Raw genomic sequence first — 22,031 nt, 5'->3', positions numbered from 1 at the left:
AATCTAGTTTTTCAAATTAGAAACCAATTTTTACACCCATTGAGAAAGTACGCGTCTTAGGATACCACCACACATAACTCATCGGTTTTTCAGGATCGACACCATCAGGCAGATTACTGAATGTGTGCAAATTATACCCGCTGAAGTAAATTCGACATTGCGTCATATTTACCTTGGCGATTAACTCTTTTGGCAACGAATAACCAATCTCTACATTGCGGAGAGATAAGAAGTCACCGCTTTTCACCCAAACGTCGTTTTGGTATGTACCAGATCCCCTGTCGCTGTCAATAACATCGAAACCGCCATAAGTAGGTCTTGGATAAAGTGCATTGATATTACGTGGATCGCTAGGATCATCATTATAATAACCCCAGGCTTTAGTAACCTCGTGCGTTCCCATGTTACTCCATCCCGAATAACTGATAGAAGGAGATAAGAATACTGAACGGTTTAAATAAGCAGTCATTATAACACGGGCATCAAAACCCTTCCATTCAAATCCAATATTTACAGTTGGTACCAATTCAGGAATCATAGTATAAGAATCTGGCGTCATATCATTAGAGTCGATTTTACGGTCTCCGTCTAAATCTTTAAAAACGGCAGTACCTAAAGCCTGACCTGTACCCGATGCAGTATGGTATGGATATTTGTCCGGGTTGTCGATCGCATCCTGATAACTGCTTGCAATTTTGTCAGGATCGCTCGCCCACTGCTCAAACTTATATACATTCCATCCACCTACCGTATTGTTAAAAGACTGTTCATACAGAGCGGCAACTGAGGTGTTATCATAGATTCTCTTTCCTGTTTTCCGTTGCCATTCAACGTTGGGTTCCAACTCGTCCATCTCAGTTATTTTGTTGGTGTTCCAGGTTAACTGACCTTGTATATAGTATTTGAAATCGCCAATATGATTCTGGTGTCCAAGTGATAATTCGAAACCTCTGCTTTCTACCTTACCGTAGGAATCATCAGGTGCTGAAACACCCAATAGCGTAGGAACAGTAGAACGTTCAACCAAGATATTGGAACGCCATTCCTTGAAAACATCGACAGCACCGAATAATTTCTTGTGGAAGAAATCGAAATCCAATCCAAGGTTCGCCATGTCTGAAATTTCCCATTTGCTGTTGTAGTTTCCTGCCGCACTTTCATATACGCCGGAAATGTATGACTGAGAAGTACCAAATGAATAACCTGTCCCTGAAGCATAGGTCCCTTGGTAAGGATATCTACCGGCTCCGGTTGTCGATTGCCCGGCACGACCATAGGATGCTCTCAGCTTTAACAAATTGATGTTTTTGTTGTCCATCCAGGATTCCTCTGATAAAACCCAACCGACAGAACCACCGGGGAACAAACCAAAACGCTCACCATCAGCAAAGTTGTCACATCCCATATACGACACATTACCTGATAAAATATATCGGCTGTCGTATACGTAAGTCGCTTGACCGTTGTAGGATAAGAATCGATTAGATGATTCGGAACCATGGGAAACGTTCTTGTATGTACGAATAAAAGCCTGCGCATTCACAGCATGTTTACCAAACCTATTATCGTAACTCAAGCCGGTCCTGAAATTGATGTTATAATAGTAGTCGCGCGGTGAAGTTGATGGATTCGACAATGCCGAATAAGTTGAGAAACGAGTGTAGGTAAACTCCGAAACATCTGTCACATCCGAGTTCGTATAATCGTAGTTATAAGAGTTTACATTATTCGTTTGTTGGGTCATGAAAGTCTCGTAGGCATCAAAACTCACAATTGCGTTTGCTTTCAATCCTTTCACGAGTTCATCCAGATTACCGGTTAAATTAACAGTACTGTATAAGTTACGACGACGGTTCTTGTTTATTCCGGAAGATGCCAGCAAACGCCCTGCGTTAGCTGCAGTACTTGATGCGTATATTGATCCATCCGGATTATATACAGGTTCCATCGGGTTGGCTTCAACTGCCCCAAAAGTTACGATGCTAAAGACCCCTGTAAGAGGCTGCGAGATATTGTCGATACGCCCGCCCAGATCCAAAGATACGTTCAGATATTTGTTGACATCAATGTCGATATTTGACCTAAGATTATAACGATTCAGTTTATGTTGAGTGCTAAACCCATCGTTATATTCTGTCCATTTATCATTCCACATACCCGATTGGAATAAATGCGATAAAGAAACATAATAACGGGCAGTTTTATTTCCACCGCTAACCGATACATTGGTTTTGGTCGTCGGTGCAGTTTCGCGGTATAGTTCTTCATACCAGTTGGTATTGAAATATTTGTACTGATCGATTCCTGTTAACTTTTCACCATTACTTACACGACGATACATATCAATCTGGTCGGCATTGTACAATGGATCTTTTCCATCCAGATATCTTACCTGATTCCGGGTCAAAGCCATATTATAAGAATTCTGCGTCTCCATCTTCCCTGTTAGTGTTTGCACACCAACTTCCTGATTGATGGTTATTCTTGTACGTCCGGCTTCACCGCGCTTTGTTGTTACCAGAATCGCGCCGTTAGCCCCGCGCATACCATAAATAGCGGTAGATGCAGCATCCTTCAGAATTGTAATTTTCTCGATTGGATATGCATCCAAGAACGACAAGTCACGCTCAACATCGTCTACGATAACCAAGGGAGACCGGGCACTGCTATTCATCGTTCTTAATCCACGAATATAGATCGCTGTTTCCGACCAACCAGGCTCACTTGCCCATTCGTAAGTCTCGACGCCATTAACCGTTGATGTGAAAGCATTTTGTAAAACAGTAATTGGAAACCGTTCCAGCTCTTCACCAGTCACCGACGAAGTAGCTTCAGTAACAAATTTCTTTTGCTTGCGGCCAAAGGCTACCGGGGTTGTGTGTGTGTATTCATCCAAATCCGGCTCCATTATAATTTCGAAACTACCACCGAAATCAGCAGTTTCAACTGCGTTTTTATAGCCAATTAGCGAGAATATAATTTCTTCGCCGTCCTTTACTCTTGTCAAACTAAAATTTCCGTCGCTATCTGATAACGAAATGCGGCTTGATTCAGCAACATTAACGATTACACCGGAAACTGGATTTCCCTGGGGATCGACGATTCGCCCGGTCAAGACTTTTTCCTGTTGCGCAAAACCTGAGATCGCAGTCAGGAAAAATATGCTCATCAGCAATAGCTTTAAAGCCCCTGCCAAATTGTTACTTATATCTTTTATTATATTATGCATAGTATTAGTCAATTAAAGGATTACCACCCTGGATTGTTGTCAATATCGGTTTTCCAAACTTCCGCCTCAGGAATTGGATAGAGGTACATTTTATCTTCGAATACTCGACTTTGCGCTACTTTTCGCGAGATCGTACCCTCTGAGGCAACATCAATACCATATATATCGCGTGAAAGTGCTTTCGTAGCGACATTCCAACGTCGAACATCCCAGAACCGATGCTCTTCGAATGCCAGTTCGACAGTTCTCTCCTTACGAATGAAATTTCTCATAGCAGCTTTAGAGGAAGTCAAATCAGAGCGATCTTCCAGATTACCGGTAATGCCTGCCCGATGACGAATCAGATCCAAAGCATCATATACCTCAGAAGAAGGTCCATTCACTTCATTGATTGCTTCAGCATAATTCAATAAGATTTCTGCGTAACGAATGATAATCCAATTGCGGTAGCTGGAACCAGTGTGTACTGCACTCAATATGTTTTCAGGAATATACTTACGCGTATAGTAACCAGTCGGAGTTGCATTGGCATTACCTATCGGGTTATCGCGCTGCCCTTTAATAACATTTATTGTTCCATTACCCCAGCTTATACCATGATGTAAAACGGTAGCTGCCAAACGCGGATCACGGTTGGTCCATTGAGTTGCGTCGGTATATCCACTGGATGCATTAATCGCAGGGGTTGTTGCTCCGGAATAAACCGGTGCTCCTGTTTCATCATAAGATGCGAAAGGGGAAGAACCATCTGCCATATCGTACATGTCAACCAGGTTTTGTGAAGGACACAAACCTCCATTGCCACCTTCTCCCACGGGAGTATCATTCTCGATAGCGCTCCATCCAATTGTTACATCATTACGGAAAAAGATAACTTCGTTGTTTCCTCCTTCGTAGGGAGTTCTCAAGATTGCATTTGTATAGGCAGTTTTTCCGTCAGTTCCAGTGAATAATCCATAGTTAGCGCCGTAGTCATCCATGAAACTTTTTGAGGCATATGCTGCTTCGGCCCAGGTAATGCCCGATTCACCGCTGAACCGGTCACTGGCCATAAACAGCATGATCCGGGAATATAAGGCCCGTGCCATTGGCATACTGATCCGGCCGGCATTGGCTGCTTTCACACCGTCGTCATACGACATCAAACCAGATTCACATTCTTGTAATTCAGGCAAAATGAAGTCTACCACGTATTCCTTAATTGTAGGACGTGTTGTGTAGTTGCTCAGTAAGTCGCCATTCGGGTCAAGCACATTAGTTACGATTGGAATGGGGCCGTAACGTAAAAACATTTCCCAATAGAAGTAGGCACGCAAAAAACGAGCTTCCGACTTATAGTTTAATTTATCTATTTCATATTTATCATCACTTAAATCAGACGCTTGAGGAACACTGTCGATACGTGTTAAAATCATATTGCACTTACGAATACCGCGATAATAATGCTCCCATGTTGCTGTCAATTCAGCTGAGCCTCCGGTTCCGTAGTAATTCCCGATGTTCAAGGTTGTCCGAACGCCTGCGTTTGAAAAACTGGTCTCGGCTAAATCCGTAGCAGCATCCAACCAAGAACGATTAATTCGTTCCGCACCATGACGTAAAAAATTATAGGTGTCAAAATGGAACTGTTTTGTCGTTTCCCAGTCACCAAAAACTTGTTCTTCGGTTAACTCGTTACTTGGTTGCTTATCCAGGAAACCCCCAAACATGTCTTCGCAGGAGGTCAATGTAACGGCTGAGATCCCTACGATTATATATATTAAAATCTTATTCATGACTTGCTAGAATTTTAGATTAACTCCACAATTAATTGTTTTCATAATAGGATAGCGGTTAGACCCGTTACTTTCAGGATCAGAAATACCGTCCAAATGATCCCAGGTAATGAGATTATTTGCATTTACATACAAACGACAGTCACTCATCCCTACCGACTTAATCCATCTATCAGGCAGCGTATAACTTACCTCGATATTCTTCAATCGCACAAAGGCTCCATTTTGCAGGAAATAAGAGTTTAACTGCTGATTATGATCTCCGTTACTATCATAGTGTAAGAGTGGATATTTGGCGTTGGCCAGGTTGTAGGCCTCTGTTTGGGAAGGATCCCAACGATCCAGATGATGTTCTTTCACCTTACCTCCATCAACAAATCCATACATCGCTTCAGCGTCATAGTAACGACTCACATGATCAACCCCCTGGAACATAACATTGAATCCCCAACCTTTGTAATTACAGCCCAATGAAAGTGAATAAGTGTTTTCCGGAACTGTACTAAATCCAATGACTGTTTCATCTCGTCCATCGATAAATCCATCTTCATTCATATCACGATACTTCAAGTCACCTACCTGAACATCGCCATAAGTCGAAACCGGAAGATCAGGATTTGCTAAATCTTCTGAAGTAATAAATCCATCACATAGTAAGCCGAAGTATTGATCAATTGGATGCCCCTCTCTTTTTCTGTAATCCGTTTTTAAGTCAGGCTCGTCCATATCCTTAATCTCATTCTTCGCATGAGCATAAGTTAAACCTACTGTGTAATTAAAATTATCACCAATTTGATTTGTATGCTTCAGCTCAATTTCATAACCGTTATTCTTGGTTTTACCAAGATTACCAGCAGCCATGGTTACCCCCACCCACTCCGGACGAGTAAGAAACTGGGTTAGGATATTGTTTCGTTCTTCGCTAAAGACGTCGACATTACCATAAAGTAACCCGTCCCATAAACCAAACTCAACACCCAAATTATATTTATTGGCACGTTCCCAGGTTACACCATAGTTCGGGTATTGCCCTTCATAAATACCAGTATATCCGGTTGATCCGAAGTAATAATCATTACCAATTTGCGACCATTTCTGTTCATACAAAAAGCGCTGCTTCACTCCATTTACCAAATAAATATCGTTACCAACCTGTCCGTAGGATGCACGTATTTTAAGGTTATTTAGCCAATCCTCTGTTGAACTCATAAACTCTTCATTACTGATTCTCCAACCAACGGAAAAAGATGGGAAAAATCCGAAACGATTGCCTTTCATGAAGTTCTCAGAACCGTTATAACCGGCATTGACTTCAACTAAGTAGCGATCATCATAACCGTAGGTAACACGTCCAACTAGCCCTTGGTAACGTTGTGCTAATTCTGCCTGATAATGATAGTCGTTCTGGTTGTACAACATCATGGCAGTTACATCGTGCTTACCAAATTTCCGGGCGTAGTTCAGTTGATATTCAAAATAAAGCTTCCAGGTTGTGGTCTGGTTATTTCCTGCATAAGCTAATTCGGTATCACTATTGAATTGATTGTACGCATCAATGGATTCGTAATTCGTTCTGTCATTCAGTTCATATGTCGCAAAGTCTGCTGTAAATTTTCGATTATAATATCCGTCATAGTCGAAAGACATCATTGCCTTGGCTTTTAATCCTTCGGTAAGCCAATCCATTTTATAATCCAAAATGAAATTGGTTTCACTAATGGTGTTGGTAGCTTTATAGAAACCTGCTTTACCCAATCGTGCTGCTATATTATTTTGGTATTGTGAACTACCACCATATAATGTTCTTTCTGTATCACCATCAGGGATGGTATAACTTACAGGGAAAAGCCATCCGGGTGTGTGATTCAACTCGTAGAACACTTCACTGTAAGTCGAACTTTCACTGGTATTCGGTCCGTTCCGTTCTTCGAAACGTGTTCCAAAATTGATGGACGCTGTAAGATTTTCGGTCAGCAAGAAATCAAGATTGGCACGAAAAGCATACCTGCGGAAACTGGTATTTGATTTATTTCCGAATTTATCCAAGCTTAAATCTTTATATAATCCTTGTTGATCGTAAAACTCACCGGAAGTGAAGTAGCGCATTCTTTTTGTTCCGCCCTGAACATTTACATTGTATCTCTGAGCGGGTGCTGAAGAACGTAAAATAGTATCATACCAATCAACATTCGGATAAAGCGTTGCATCCACCCCACTTAATTCTCCTGCAGATGATCTCCGATACATCTCCATATCAGAAGCTGAAAACTGAGATGGTAAATTATCGTTAGCCAAAGCTTCCTCTAATAAAACAACAGATTGATATGAGTTCAGGTAAGTATTCTCACGAGTAGGACTTTGTGATTGCCAGTTCGCGGTTAAACTAACCACTGGTTTTTGATCGCGACCCCGTTTAGTCGTAACCAGGATAACACCGTTCGCGCCTCGCACACCATACACAGCAGTTGCTGATGCATCTTTCAATACAGATATCGCCTGTATATCATCAGGTGCTATTTGTGAAAACGAACGTTCTACTCCGTCTACCAAAACAAGCGGCTGTCCATCTCCGGCGAAAGTTGCACGTCCCCTGATATAAATTTGAGCATCGTCGGCACCTGGCGCTCCTGATGTTTGTGATGTTACTACACCTGGAATTTTACCCGAGATAGCCTGAGTAATGTTGGCAGCGGGGGAGTTCAAGATCTCGTCGGAAGACAGTTGAGAAATTGCCCCAACGATACTCTCCTTCTTTTGCGCTCCATATCCAACAATGACCACCTCTTCCAATTCCTTGTCGTCCTTGCTCAAAACAACATTGATAAATGTCTGACCACTATAAGGAATTTCCTGCATTTTAAACCCGATAAAGCTGATTTGGATTACTGCATCAGTGCTACTAAGCGTAAGATTGAATTCTCCGTTAAAATCAGTAATTGTACCGTTAGTAGTACCTTGCTCAACAACTGTGGCACCAATAATTGTTTCTCCGGTAGCTTCTTTGACAATACCACTTACTTTTACCGACTGGGCAAAGAGATTTTGCCCGGTCAGTAAGAACATCAGTATTATCATCATACCTGTCAATCGAAAGTATGGTGTTATATAAGTTCTCATTTTTTTCATATTTGATTATCTTGACTTAAGATTATTTTTTGGTTGCGTTATACAAGGCTACCGCTTGTTCTTCCGTTAACGGACTTGCACATAGGTAAATGTCATCAACCAGAGCAGGAGCCGCTTTCCACCATGATTCATATCCCAAATAGAAATTATCAGATGAAGTGAACATATTTACGACATTACTAAAGTCTGTTATGTCACCTGCATAGGCAGCATTGTTTTCGAGGTCAAATTTTAATTCACCATTGTAATAAACCTCAAATCCACTATTTGTAATATTAATAGTTACTAAAGTCCATTCTCCAACAGGCAGCGCATTATCTGCGTTATTGTTTTGACAATCAAAATATCCACCGGTACCATTATAACCTAAATAACCAATGGCATTGAACCAGAATTTACTAGTGCCGTCATTCAATACAAATATCTGATCCCACCAATTTAATGCAGGAGGATTAAGCCACATACTCACACTTACACCCTCTTCTGGTGTTTGACCTTTCAAAGGATTGTCGAATCGGGTATATGCCCATCCGTTCGCATGTCCAGCCCAGCCTTCCTGTTGATGCCAAACTGTTCCTCGAACAGCATCGTCCTCGAAATCAGATGGTGTAGCCTGCGTTTCGCTTATAATTAGCTCTCCGTCTTGACTACTATTCAACGCGTTAACAAATGAATTATCAAGAGGATAATAACCAAACAGTTCTGGTAAATACGATGGATTTGTAACTACACCTCCATTTGACTTTTGTGTGTCTGCATATAAGTTTTTAATCTCATCTTCTGTAAGCGGTCTTGTCATTAGGAAAATGTCGTCAACCAAAGCCGGTGCAGCTTTCCACCATGACTCATATCCTAAATAGAAATTATCAGATGTTGTTAACAGATCAACAATCACACTGTAGTCGGTTATTGTTCCTGCAAATTGTCCATTATTTTCGTTATCGAATTTGAGTTCGCCATTATAATATACCTCGAAACCACTCGATGTTACATTGATGGTAACAAAAGTCCACGCACCAACTTCCAATGCATTTTCATCTGTATTTTGGTTACAATCGAACCAAACATCCCCACCATCATGAAAGCCCATATAACCGATCGCGTTGAACCAAAATTTTGCTGTGCCGTTGTTCAGTACAAATATTTGATCCCACCAGTTTAATCCCGGAGGATTGATCCACATGCTCACACTTACTCCATCTTCAGTTGTTTGCCCTTTAACAGGATTGTCAAATCGAGTATAAGCCCAGCCATTAGCATTACCAGCCCAGCCTTCTTGTTGATGCCAAACAGTTCCACGATCAGCATCCACTTCAAAATCTGAAGGAGTGGCCTGTGTTTCACTCGTAATTAATTCGCCACTCTGCCCGTCGTTTAAACTGTTAACAAAGCTATTGTCAAGCATGTAATAACCAACAGTTCCTCGTGGAGGGAATTGATAAGGTTCTCCAACATTTGATACTTCCGGAACTGCAATCTGACTCGCAGTGATGATATTGCGATATACCGATACATCATCCACCCACGTTGTCAGTGGTTGCACTGTAGATCCATATCCCAGGTATAAATAAGAATAGGCAGAAAATGCCTGTACAACCTGAGTGAAGTCAAAATCTGTAATGGTTTCTTCCAATTTTATTTCTCCATCGACATAAATTGAATAGCCTTCGTTTTTGACGATTACAGCGAGGTAATGCCATTCATCAGGAGTGAGCAGATCGGTTGCTCCGTCCGCCGGGTTATTCACGTCGTAAGAACCAGCAGCACTGGAATAACTCATCCAGCCGTTTGGTGCAAAAAAGAAATTAGCTGTATTGTCTTCATTTGCGAAGGAAAAAATAGCACCACTGAGGTTATCTGCGGATGTTTTAACCCACATTGTCAGTGATACACCGGTCTGCAAACTCGCATCTTTTAGCGGGTTATCTAATTGAATATACCCTCCGGAGAGTTGAGCTACTTTTCCTTTAAAGTCGTCTCGTATAATCGTTGGGTCCTGACCACCTTCATATGAGCCAAGAATAGCATCTTCCGAAAATCCGGAGTTAAACTCATATTCCCCCTTTAATACCAACTTGGGATAAACCTGATTCCCGGCTTCCGGATCCATTTCGCCCCAGTCCTGGCACGACCATAAACCAACGAAACCAAGAATGATTAACACCATTATTGATCTGTTCTTTTTATTCATAAATTTAGATTTTGGATTAGTTATAATTTCTATAGGATTGTCTAAGATTATTTTCGCTACCGTTAAACGAGCGTATCCTTTTGTTAAAAAGACATTGTTTATCCCTGTCCAATAAACTTGGACATGCGCACATCATCATCAGCTTTGAGATTGGTTCTCCTCCTGAACATTTTAACAACCTGAGGCAAAACAAAACCAGAAACAGGTTGAAACAATGGCGCTGTAAAACGGCCATTAACAGGAAGAAGGAGTTCTCCTGCCTGGTAATTATTTTTAATGCGGAATTTTTGTGCGACAAGCAGATTTGCCCGTAGCCTGTAAAATGAACCTGCGAAAGAAAAAAGCAGGTGTAAAAAGACAGCTTGCATTTTCTCCATAAGTATTTGGTTTATTAGTTCTCAATTAAGTCGATCATAAAAGTACAATCGACTTAAAAGCGTCAGGAGGACTATTGCGGAAACAAAGTGGACAAAACAGGAATTCATTTAATCCACCTGTCCACCCTACCAATAAACTGATATATATGAACCAATTACAACTTAGAGGAAAATTCTGTCGGACTCATACCATAGAACTTTCGGAATATGCGGCTAAAGTATTTTGGATCGTTGAAACCAACCTGGAAAGCGATATCTGATATCGGTAATTTGCTTTCCCGTATCAATTCTACCGCTTTCTTCAACTTAAACGAATTAATGAAATCAGTAATATTAAGATCGGTAATCGCCCTTATTTTTTTATACAGAAGACTGCGACTCACAAACATTTCGGAGGCAAACTGACTAGCGGAGAATTCCGGATTTTGATAAAACTTCTCGAGAATCGCATACGCTTTGGTCAGAAATTCTTCGTCAACAGGATTATTAGTCATCTCTTCGAGCGGACTATCCTGAGGACTACTGAACATTTTCTTCAATCTCCGACGTCCGTCTATCAAATTTTGCATGCGGGCTTGGAGCACTTGCAAATTGAATGGCTTTGGGATATAGTCATCAGCCCCGGTCTCCAATCCCTCAATCCAATTTTCAATCATATTTTGGGCAGTCAATAAAATAACCGGGATATGACTGGTTTGGATATCTTTTTTCAGGCGACTACACAATTCTATCCCATCCATAAGAGGCATCATCACATCGCTAATAATCAGTTCGGGCGAATATTTTTTAGCCAGCGCCAGACCTTCTTTACCGTTTTCAGCACCAATTAACCGGTAATCAGCACGCAAGGTTTGCATCAAAAAGCTTCTCAAATCAAAATTATCTTCAACAATCAGCACCAAGGGTTTCGACTTTGGCTGTTCATCGTGAACGCTCTCCGATTCCTCTGGTTCTTCTTCCTGTGTCATATTTTCAAGCAACACATCGACGCGTCCTTGTAAGTTAACCTCTACCGGAACCGTACTTTGGTCCAGCTCTTTTTCTTCAAAACAATCGACGGTATATGGCAAATAAACAATGAAACGACTCCCCTGCCCCTTGCGACTAACAACATCTATTTTCCCATGCAGCGCTTTAACTAGCTCGAACGTGAGTGCCAACCCAATTCCGGAACTCTTCAAACTTGTATTCTTTTCAGGGCTTACCTGATAAAAACGCTCAAAAATAAATGGCATGTGTTCCTCTTCAATACCAATCCCGTTATCAATTACCTCAATACAAACATGTGGTACATCAAAATCAGTCGAGCCCGGTTTCTGAACAAACCGAACGATCATGCTGATTTTACCATTTTCGGAAGTGTATTTGAAGGCATTCGAAAGCAAATTGTAAAAAATATTCTCCAGTTTTTCTGCATCAAACCAAGTATCCTCATCCCTTTCGTTCATTTGAAACTGGTAATCGATATGTTGATGCTGCGCCAAGTCAACGAAGGACTCATAAATCTGATATAAGAATACTTTTAAATCTCCCTTACTGACATGCAGATTCATTTTCCCGGTTTCGAGCCGACGGAAATAAATCAACTGATTGATTAAATGTAAGAGTCGCTGGGCGTTTCTATTGACAATTTTCAGGGTGTTGATGGCATTTTTATCATCCTTCAGTTTTCTCATCAACTGCTCAATCGGGTCAATAATTAATGTGAGCGGAGTCCTGAATTCATGGGAAATATTGGTAAAAAAACGCAGGCGAAGCTGATTGACCAGGTTCACTTTCTCATTCAGTTCGATCAGCTCGTCACGCTGTTGCCCGATTTTCTCATTCTGCAACTCAAGTTCAACCTTTTGTCCTTCAATGAGCTTCTGCCTTTCCTCCAATTGCTGATTGGTTCGTTGTACCCGAATGGCCTGTAGTTCCAGCTTTTCATTTTGTAGCTCAATCTGCACGGTACGTTCTTTGACCTGTTCCTCCAACTTCCTTTTTTGCTCCTGTAAAAAACGGGTTCGATAACGGATATACGTCATGACAACTAGGATGATAAACAGCAATATTAAAAAACGAAACCATGCTGTTTCGTAGAAGGGAGGATGAACAATTATCTTCAATTCAGCCGTTTCATCCGAACAAACTCCATCACTATTCGAAGCACGAACTTTAAAAACGTAGCTTCCCCCAGAAAGATTGGTATAGTTGGCGAATCTTCTGGAAGCGGGAACTTCAACCCAATCCTGATCGACGCCTTCCATCTTGTATTTATATTTCACCTTTTCAGGAAGAAAATAGTCCAACGCCGAAAACTCAATCGAAATAACAGCATCCTTGTAGGAAAGCTCCAATTCCTTCGTTTGCGATATTGATTTGGTTAAAACGACACTGGAATGGTATTTTTGACCGATATGGACAGGTTCATTAAAAATTGAAAATGAAGTAAATACCGGCTTTGAGATGGCCTGATACATTTCTATTGAAGCGGCTTTAAAATAATTCAACCCTGCAATTCCACCGAAATAGAGATTTCCGTCATCATCGGAACAGGAAGCCCCCCAGTAAAACTGATCGCTTAGCAAACCATCTTTGACGAAGAAATTCTGAAATTTTTTATCCGACGGAGTAAATTTAGATAACCCTTTATCCGTACTGATCCAGATGTTACCTGATAAATCTTCTTCCAACGCATAGGTCACATTATTACATAAACCATCTTCTTCGTTAAAGTTTTTAAACTGAACCTTCCCGCTTTCATCTTCTGAGAACGAACAAACTCCATGTCCGTATGTACCAATCCAAATGGTTCCGTCTTTGGCTTCCATTAAAGAAATAATATAATTTCCGGCAACAGTGGAATCATCGTTCGGATCATTCACATAAACACGGTACGAAATATCGTCAACCTGATCGAAATCATTCAAATACTTGCTATCCAACTCAAACAAACCTTTTCTTGTACCAATCCACAAGCGTTCTTTCGAATCCAACAACAGACATCCTACCTCAAAAGGCTCCACCCGATCAACCTTTGAATCCACATGCCGGAAGTTACCACTGCTTGGTGTAAATAACTCAAGTCCTCCTTCTGTTCCCAACAATAACACATCTTTATTTAGTTCAGTAACTGATGAAATAAAGTTTGAAGACAAGCTAGCAACATCAGACAAAACGGGTTCGACCGTTTTACTATCGTAAGATTCCAATCGTTTCAAGCCGGCTCCCCAGGTTCCTAACCAAAGACTTCCATCACTCCCCCTGTAGATTGATGTCACAAAGTTATCCCCTACTGAAGTCGTAGTTCCGGGATCGAGATTTATTCGCTCAACCCGTTTTCCATTACCAGTCACTTTATTCAAACCTCCTCCGGCAGTTCCAACCCAAAGCACATTACCTTCTTTCAAAATAGAATTAACGGTATTCTGACTCAAACTGTTGGCATTAGCCGGATCATGGACAAAAGAATAAAATGGTTTCTGATGACTGTTGTAATGATTCACCCCTCCTTTATCTGTTCCAATCCAAACATTCCCCTTGTCATCTGCCAGCAAACTATTGACAAATGGATTATTTAGTTGCTCATTAGCAAGATTGCCAGTTGAAAGATGCGTGAACGAATTAGAAGAAGGGAGATAAAAATTCAGACCGCTATAGGTTCCAACTATAATCATGTGACCTGCATCCTCTGCAATTGAGTTAATTGCCAGGTGGTTCAAACTATTCGGATTGTCGGGGTTGTGATAATATTCGTAAACCTGCCCCGAAGCTTCGTTATGCTGAAAAAGTCCGTAGTTTGTTCCGATCCAAATATTTTTCTGCGAATCAACACAAATGCAATTCGAATTGAGGATCCGAACAGCCTGCTGCAAATTGCTATAAGCAGTCAAAACAGTTTCGGTTTCAATATCGATAACACCCAATCCGGTATCTGTCCCAACAAACAAAGTGTCGCCTTCAAATAACAAACAATTTATATTCCGACCGGGAAGCAATTCATCGTCAATCTTACGAACCGAACTATCTCCGGAAAAGTTAATGACCCAAATGCCATTATTTTCAGTAGCTACCCACAAACGCTGACTATCATCAAATTTCAAATCATTGATGGTAAAAGATGAAAAGATTTGATCCAGGTTTTTAGGAATAAAAAACCGATTTTCATTAAAAATATAATGGCTTAGTCCTTTTCTAGTTCCCACCCATATATTCCCGTCCCGATCTTCACAAAGGGTATAAATAAAATTACTCGGCAAGCCCGATGGATCTGATTCGCTGCGAAAAGTGGTAAATGAGTATCCATCGAATTTTGACAATCCATTCCATGTTCCAAACCACATAAATCCCCGCTGATCTTTCAAGATACAATCAACCGTATTTTGTGACAGTCCTTCGTTCGTTGTATAATACTGAAATTTTAAATGTTCAACATTCAATTGAACCGGTAAAGACCAGACCGAAAATGAAATACATATCAGGAGAAGTGAAAAATATAGTTTTAAGCGCTTGAACATAGTCCGGTTATTTGTATTGCAGCTAACCTACTATTTGTGAATATGTTTGAAGCAATAAGAAAATTTTCCTATAACGCTTTCAATACTAAAAACTTTAGAACAGTCAGGTTAAATACGCCTGTCGAAAATACGAAAATTTGAAATAGCTCAAAATTAATCTGCTCAGCAAATGTTACTCAAACGAATTAATAGTAAAAACGAACTGGACCTGGCCAGGGAATTCTTGATTTGCAGAGACGAAATGGAAACAATCAAACGACATTATGCTTATTGAAGTGGCAGAAACCGGATCATAGAATAAAATAGAACCAAGACTATAACGCAGAAATAAGCCGACGACAGACTACTTTTTGTCTTTTTTATGTGCTATCCTATTGTCAAACAGCCATTTTTTCGAAACTGAGTTTCACGAATTCAGGTACAAACTAATAAAACCAAATAAGAAAGGAGTTTAATATGTCAGACAGTGTTTACAAAGTAATAGAACTTATCGGATCCAGTAGTGAGTCTTGGGAAAAAGCTGCTGAAAATGCCATTTTAAAAGCATCTGAATCTCTTCGCGATTTACGTATCGCAGAAGTTTCAGCGATGGACATTCACCTGAAAGACGGGACACTGGAATATCGAACCAAACTTAAAGTCTCTTTCAAGTTTGAAGGACATCATTAAGCATTTGGAATGCCTTTTTTACATGCTATCAGAGAAAGTGAAAAAGGCATTTCTTAATTATAAACAGAAAATGGAAACAAGACATATCGCATGTCCTAAATCATAACAGAACAGATCGTAGTTCATTGCTGTCAGATTCGATTAAGGGCATGGATACCAAAATGCAATAGTCATGGAAAAATTAATCGAAAAAGTACATCAACGAATCGAAAATCTTGAAAAAGAACTTAATCAAATGTATTCGGACCACCCGAATGCGGTAATTGGTGAAATTACATTTAAAAATCTGTTGGGTGGCATGAGGGGCATGAAAAGCCTTATCTGCAACACGTCATTTGTTGATCCTTATAAAGGGCTTTTCATCAGTGGATACGAAATTCCGGAATTTGAAGACAAAACCCCGGAAGAAATCTTTTTTCTGCTGGTAACCGGCTCTTTCCCGAATGCGGAAGAACTAGAGGAACTTAATGTGGAACTCGCTAAAAGAAGCCAAGTTCCCGCGTACATTTGGAAAGCACTAAAATCACTTCCCAAAAATATCCACCCGATGACTATGTTCAGTTTGGGAATTTTGGCGATGGAGGGAGAATCGATCTTTAAGCATAAGTATGAGTCAGGCCTTTCGAAAGAAGACTACTGGAAATATACCCTTGAAGATTCGTTAAACCTAATTGCGAAACTACCTGCGCTGGCAGCCGGAATTTACCGGATCCTGTTTATGAATGGTGAAATTATTGATACCGAGCAAGAGCTTAGCCTGGCCGACAATTTAACTTACCGACTCGGATTTAACAGGCATAGTCCTTCATTTGCCGAACTAATCAGGCTTTATCTGGTTTTGCACTGCGATCATGAGGGTGGAAATGTCAGCGCTTTCACCTCCAGAGTTGTCAACTCAGCTCTATCGAACATCTATTACGCCACCTCTGCAGGACTAGATGGGCTGGCCGGCCCACTGCATGGATTAGCGAACCAGGAATGTTTACATTTTATCACCAGTATTCATGATGAGCTAGGTAACCGGCCATCGCTTGAAGACGTTCAGAAGTTTGTTACAAGAACCTTAGACGAAGGGAAAGTGATTCCGGGATACGGACATGCCGTATTACGGGTAACCGACCCTCGATTCACGTCGTTTATGAAATTCGGTGACAAACACTGCAGCGAATCGCCCTACTTGCAAACCGTAAAAAAACTGTTTGAGGTAGTTCCAAAAATCCTTTCTACTTACAAAGAAGGAAAAATTTCGAACCCATGGCCCAATGTTGATGCAATCTCAGGCTCGTTGTTATACCACTATGGCATGACGCACTATGAATTTTACACCGTCATGTTTGGCATTTCAAGGACACTGGGTTTCTGCGCACAGAATACGATTGCACGCGGAATGCACCAACCAATTATCCGGCCAAAGAGTGTTACCAACGCTTGGTTAAAAGCTTATTTCGAATCGCAAACAGTGGCTGGTTAACCAAAATAAAAAAGCCGTTGCTTATGAGCAACGGCTTTCAATATTGTAAGATCTAAAAATCAGGCTTCAGCTGTGGGACCTCCAAATGTCATTGGTGGCATCATTGGATTGTGCCCTCCTGGAACATTAATTGGTCCATTCATTTTTTCAAACTTCTTCACATTGTCTTCCAAAGCCAATAATAAGCGTTTGGCATGTTCCGGAGTTAGAATGATTCTCGACTTGACGTTTGCCTTCGGTATTCCGGGCATGATACGTACAAAATCAAGCACAAATTCTGAAGTTGAATGGGTTATAATTGCCAGGTTCGAGTAAACGCCCTGAGCAACCTCTTCACTCAATTCAATATTCAACTGATTTTTGTTGTTTTGATCATCCATATTAGTCTTCACGATTTGCGTGTTCTGCTTCTTTAATATCTACCATGCGGTCGTATTCTTCGCGTGAACCTACAACCAGGTTTTTGTATTCTTTCAGACCGGTACCGGCAGGAATTAAGTGACCACAGATCACATTTTCCTTCAGACCGTCCAAATAGTCAACTTTACCCTGGATGGCAGCCTCGTTCAATACTTTTGTGGTTTCCTGGAATGATGCCGCAGACAACCAACTTCTTGTTTGCAGGGCAGCACGTGTGATACCTTGCAGAATTTGGCTTGAAGTTGCAGGAATCGCATCACGAGATTCGATCATCTTCTTATCGCGACGACGCAATGATGAATTTTCATCTCGCAGACGACGAGCTGTGATAATCATACCTGCTTTCAATTCAGAATCTCCCGGCTCAAGAACTACTCTCTTATTGTAAATCCAGTCGTTCTCGTGTAGGAATTCATTCTTGTCAACAATTTGTTTTTCCAGGAAACGAGTATCACCCGGATCTACGATCTCAACTTTACGCATCATCTGGCGAATAATCACCTCGAAGTGCTTATCGTTGATTTTCACACCCTGCATACGGTATACATCCTGAACTTCATTCAAAATATACTCCTGCACAGCAGTAGGTCCTTTGATACCCAAGATATCAGATGGTGTAATCGCACCGTCTGACAACGATGTACCTGCTTTAATATAATCGTTTTCCTGTACCAGGATCTGCTTAGACAGCGGTACAAGATATTTCTTCACTTCACCACCTTTAGAGGTAACGATGATTTCGCGGTTACCACGTTTGATTTTACCCAATGAAATTTCACCGTCGATTTCCGATACAACCGCCGGATTTGACGGGTTACGGGCCTCGAACAATTCAGTAACACGGGGAAGACCACCGGTGATATCACCTGCCTTACCGGATGCACGTGGGATTTTAACCAATACCTTTCCGGCTTTTACCAGCTCACCTTCGTCAACGGAGATGTGACCACCTACCGGTAAGTTGTATGAACGGATAACTTCACCTTTATCATCTAAAATACGCAAAGACGGGTTCTTGGTCTTATCACGAGTTTCGATAACAACTTTCTCTTTGAATCCGGTTTGTTCATCAGACTCTTCGCGGAAGGTAATACCTTCAATCAAGTTATCGAATGATATCTTACCGTTGTATTCAGAAATAATTACACCGTTATAAGGGTCCCATTCACAAATCTTCTGACCTTTGGTTACTTCTGCACCATTTTCAATGTACAATTTAGAACCGTAAGGGATAGTATGATTTGATAAGGAAATCCGAGTGTTTTTATCGATGATCCGCAATTCTGCCAATCGACCAACAACCATGTAAACTTTTTTACCTGATTCATCGAAAGTATCGACAGTACGTAATTCTTCAATCTCGGCAATACCATCGTAACGCGACTCAACCATTGATTGAGAAGAGATGTTACCGGCGATACCCCCAACGTGGAAGGTACGAAGCGTCAACTGTGTACCAGGTTCACCAATCGACTGCGCTGCAATAACCCCTACTGATTCACCGCGACGCGATAAGTTTGCAGTGGCCAGGTTGCGTCCGTAACATTTGCTACAAACACCAACTTTTGCTTCACATGTCAATACCGAACGGATCTCCACACTTTCAATCGGCGAATCGTCGATCTTGTTAGCGATTCCTTCAGTGATCAAATCGCCAGTGCGAACAATCAAGTCACCTGTTAACGGATGGAAAATATCGTGAACAGAGGTACGACCAATAACACGTTCAAAAAGAGAAGAAACAACTTCTTCGTTATTTTTGACAGCAGTCGCAACCAAACCGCGCAATGTTCCGCAGTCTTCGTCCTGAATAATTACATCTTGTGCAACATCAACCAAACGACGAGTTAAGTATCCCGCATCCGCAGTTTTCAATGCAGTATCCGCCAAACCTTTACGAGCACCGTGAGTAGAGATAAAATACTCCAAAACCGATAGCCCCTCTTTAAAGTTTGCCAAAATCGGGTTCTCAATAATCTGAGCTCCTGTAGAACCAGACTTTTGAGGTTTGGCCATCAATCCCCTCATACCACACAACTGACGAATCTGTTCTTTCGAACCACGGGCTCCTGAGTCAAGCATCATATAAACAGAGTTGAATCCTTGTCTGTCTGTACTCAGCGTCTTCATTACCGCATTTGTCAGTTTCGCATTGGCATGCGTCCAAATATCGATGACCTGGTTGTAACGTTCGTTGTTGGTAATGAAACCCATATTATAGTTATTCATTACTTCTTCAACTTCGGTATAACCATTTTCAACAATGGTAATTTTATCTTCAGGAATGACAACATCACTCAGGTTGAACGATAGTCCACCATGGTATGCTGCTTTATAACCTAACTCCTTGATATCATCCAGGAAGCGAACAGTCGTTGCATTCCCTGTTTTCTTGAAGATATCGTGGATAATATTACGCAATGACTTTTTAGTCAATAATTCGTTAATGTAACCGGCTTTTCGAGGTACTACCTGGTTGAAAAGAACACGACCTACAGTCGTTTCAATAATGTGTTTGAAGTATTCGCCATTGTCGTCAACGTCTTCGACCTTAACTTTAATGATCGAGTGTTTTTCTAATCTCCGTTCATTATATGCAATAATTACTTCTTCAGCAGAATAGAAAGTCATTCCTTCACCACGAGCACCTTCACGATGTTTGGTCATGTAGTACAGTCCCAAAACCATATCCTGAGATGGTACGGTAATAGGAGCACCGTTAGCAGGGTTCAATAAGTTTTGTGAAGCAAGCATCAACAACTGAGCTTCCAAAACCGCTGCGTTACCCAGTGGCACGTGTACCGCCATTTGGTCACCATCGAAGTCGGCGTTAAAACCGGTACATACCAATGGGTGCAAACGAATCGCTTTACCTTCAATCAATACGGGTTGGAAAGCCTGGATCGACAAACGGTGAAGAGTCGGTGCCCGGTTCAACATAACCGGGTGTCCTTTCAGCACGTTTTCCAAAATATCCCATACGACAGGATCTTTGCGATCTACAATTTTCTTCGCCGATTTTACAGTTTTTACAATACCACGTTCAATCAGTTTACGAATGATAAATGGTTTGAATAACTCTGCTGCCATATCTTTCGGAAGACCACACTCATGAAGACTCAAGGTTGGTCCAACGACGATTACAGAACGAGCAGAATAGTCAACACGTTTACCCAGCAAGTTTTGACGGAAACGACCTTGCTTACCTTTCAAACTGTCAGACAGTGATTTTAAGGCACGGTTATTTTCAGTCTTAACTGCATTCGATTTTCGTGAGTTATCGAATAATGAATCAACAGCTTCCTGTAACATACGTTTTTCGTTACGTAAGATTACTTCAGGTGCTTTGATTTCAATCAATCTTTTCAAACGGTTGTTACGGATAATCACACGACGATACAGGTCATTTAAATCTGAAGTAGCGAAACGACCACCATCCAATGGAACCAACGGACGAAGGTCTGGTGGAATTACCGGAACAACTTTTACAATCATCCATTCAGGACGGTTGATATTTTTGCTGGCACGGAAAGCTTCAACAACCTGCAAACGTTTCAATGCTTCGTTTTTACGTTGCTGAGAAGTCTCAGTGCTGGCACGGTGACGTAAGTCATATGACAGTTCATCAAGCTCGGTGCGCTCCAGCAATTGATACAATGCTTCGGCACCCATCTTAGCGATGAACTTATTTGGATCATCATCATCCAGATATTGGTTTTCTTTCGGAAGTGTATCCAAAATATCCAGGTATTCTTCCTCTGTCAGGAAATCAAGATTTTTGATTCCGTCCTGAGCTTTAACACCAGCCTGAATAACAACATAACGTTCGTAATAAATAATGGTATCCAATTTCTTGGTTGGTAAGCCAAGAAGGTATCCAATTTTGTTAGGAAGCGATTTGAAGTACCAGATGTGAGCAACCGGAACAACCAATGAAATGTGTCCCATGCGTTCACGACGAACTTTCTTTTCGGTTACTTCAACACCACAACGGTCACAAACAATTCCTTTGTAACGGATACGCTTGTATTTTCCACAATGGCATTCGTAGTCTTTAACAGGCCCGAAAATACGTTCACAGAACAAGCCGTCACGCTCGGGCTTATAAGTTCTGTAGTTGATAGTTTCAGGCTTTAAAACTTCACCGTGAGAACGCTCTAAAACTTCTTCCGGGGAAGCAAGACTAATTGCTATCTTGGAAAAACTGCTTTTTACTTTATTATCTTTTCTGAAAGCCATATATCGATGTCTTTATTATCAAATTAATTAAGCGG

At 41.1% G+C, this 22,031-nt stretch carries 10 protein-coding genes; 2 read left to right on the top strand and 8 right to left on the bottom strand.

The features are described 5' to 3' along the window. Positions 1 to 16 precede the first annotated feature (16 nt). The 6 genes from GJV22_RS18840 to GJV22_RS18815 form a co-directional block, all read right to left on the bottom strand. Complete coding sequence (locus GJV22_RS18840) at positions 17 to 3,169, bottom strand: SusC/RagA family TonB-linked outer membrane protein (RefSeq protein ID WP_205461952.1); 3,153 nt, start codon at positions 3,167 to 3,169, stop codon at positions 17 to 19. An 80-nt stretch (positions 3,170 to 3,249) separates the two neighbouring features. Beyond that, positions 3,250 to 5,004, bottom strand: a complete 1,755-nt coding sequence (locus GJV22_RS18835) for a RagB/SusD family nutrient uptake outer membrane protein (protein ID WP_163717509.1) — start codon at positions 5,002 to 5,004, stop codon at positions 3,250 to 3,252. Between the two features lie 6 nt (positions 5,005 to 5,010). Next, entirely contained in the window at positions 5,011 to 8,121 is a 3,111-nt protein-coding gene (locus GJV22_RS18830) for a SusC/RagA family TonB-linked outer membrane protein (RefSeq protein ID WP_205461951.1), read from the bottom strand. A 31-nt stretch (positions 8,122 to 8,152) separates the two neighbouring features. Continuing rightward, a complete protein-coding gene (locus GJV22_RS18825) occupies positions 8,153 to 10,321 on the bottom strand; it encodes a LamG domain-containing protein (protein ID WP_163717505.1) in 2,169 nt (722 codons plus the stop codon). 98 nt (positions 10,322 to 10,419) lie between these two features. Further along, a complete protein-coding gene (locus GJV22_RS18820) occupies positions 10,420 to 10,698 on the bottom strand; it encodes a hypothetical protein (RefSeq protein WP_163717503.1) in 279 nt (92 codons plus the stop codon). A gap of 155 nt (positions 10,699 to 10,853) precedes the next feature. After that, the gene (locus GJV22_RS18815) at positions 10,854 to 15,197 is read right to left on the bottom strand and encodes a hybrid sensor histidine kinase/response regulator transcription factor (RefSeq protein ID WP_163717501.1); all 4,344 of its coding nucleotides are present in this window, start codon (positions 15,195 to 15,197) and stop codon (positions 10,854 to 10,856) included. Between the two features lie 456 nt (positions 15,198 to 15,653). On the opposite strand from GJV22_RS18815, the gene GJV22_RS18810 reads away from it, so the two are divergent. Both GJV22_RS18810 and GJV22_RS18805 read left to right on the top strand, forming a co-directional pair. Next, the gene (locus tag GJV22_RS18810) at positions 15,654 to 15,866 is read left to right on the top strand and encodes a dodecin family protein (protein ID WP_163717499.1); all 213 of its coding nucleotides are present in this window, start codon (positions 15,654 to 15,656) and stop codon (positions 15,864 to 15,866) included. 172 nt (positions 15,867 to 16,038) lie between these two features. Continuing rightward, positions 16,039 to 17,337: a citrate (Si)-synthase gene (locus tag GJV22_RS18805; protein WP_163717497.1), complete on the top strand. Its 1,299-nt coding sequence runs from the start codon at positions 16,039 to 16,041 to the stop codon at positions 17,335 to 17,337. 59 nt (positions 17,338 to 17,396) lie between these two features. Here GJV22_RS18805 and GJV22_RS18800 read toward each other — a convergent pair whose 3' ends face one another. Next, positions 17,397 to 17,729, bottom strand: a complete 333-nt coding sequence (locus GJV22_RS18800) for a DUF3467 domain-containing protein (protein ID WP_238480360.1) — start codon at positions 17,727 to 17,729, stop codon at positions 17,397 to 17,399. Beyond that, positions 17,719 to 21,996, bottom strand: coding sequence for a DNA-directed RNA polymerase subunit beta' (rpoC, locus tag GJV22_RS18795; protein ID WP_163717495.1), 4,278 nt, complete (start codon positions 21,994 to 21,996; stop codon positions 17,719 to 17,721). The genes GJV22_RS18800 and rpoC overlap by 11 nt, the downstream gene beginning before the upstream one ends. Between the last annotated feature and the right edge of the window lie 35 nt (positions 21,997 to 22,031).

It is taken from the genome of Mangrovibacterium lignilyticum, from assembly GCF_010882175.1.
GTDB classification, from domain to species: domain Bacteria; phylum Bacteroidota; class Bacteroidia; order Bacteroidales; family Prolixibacteraceae; genus Mangrovibacterium; species Mangrovibacterium lignilyticum.
This window is presented reverse-complemented; position numbering and strand designations above follow the sequence as displayed.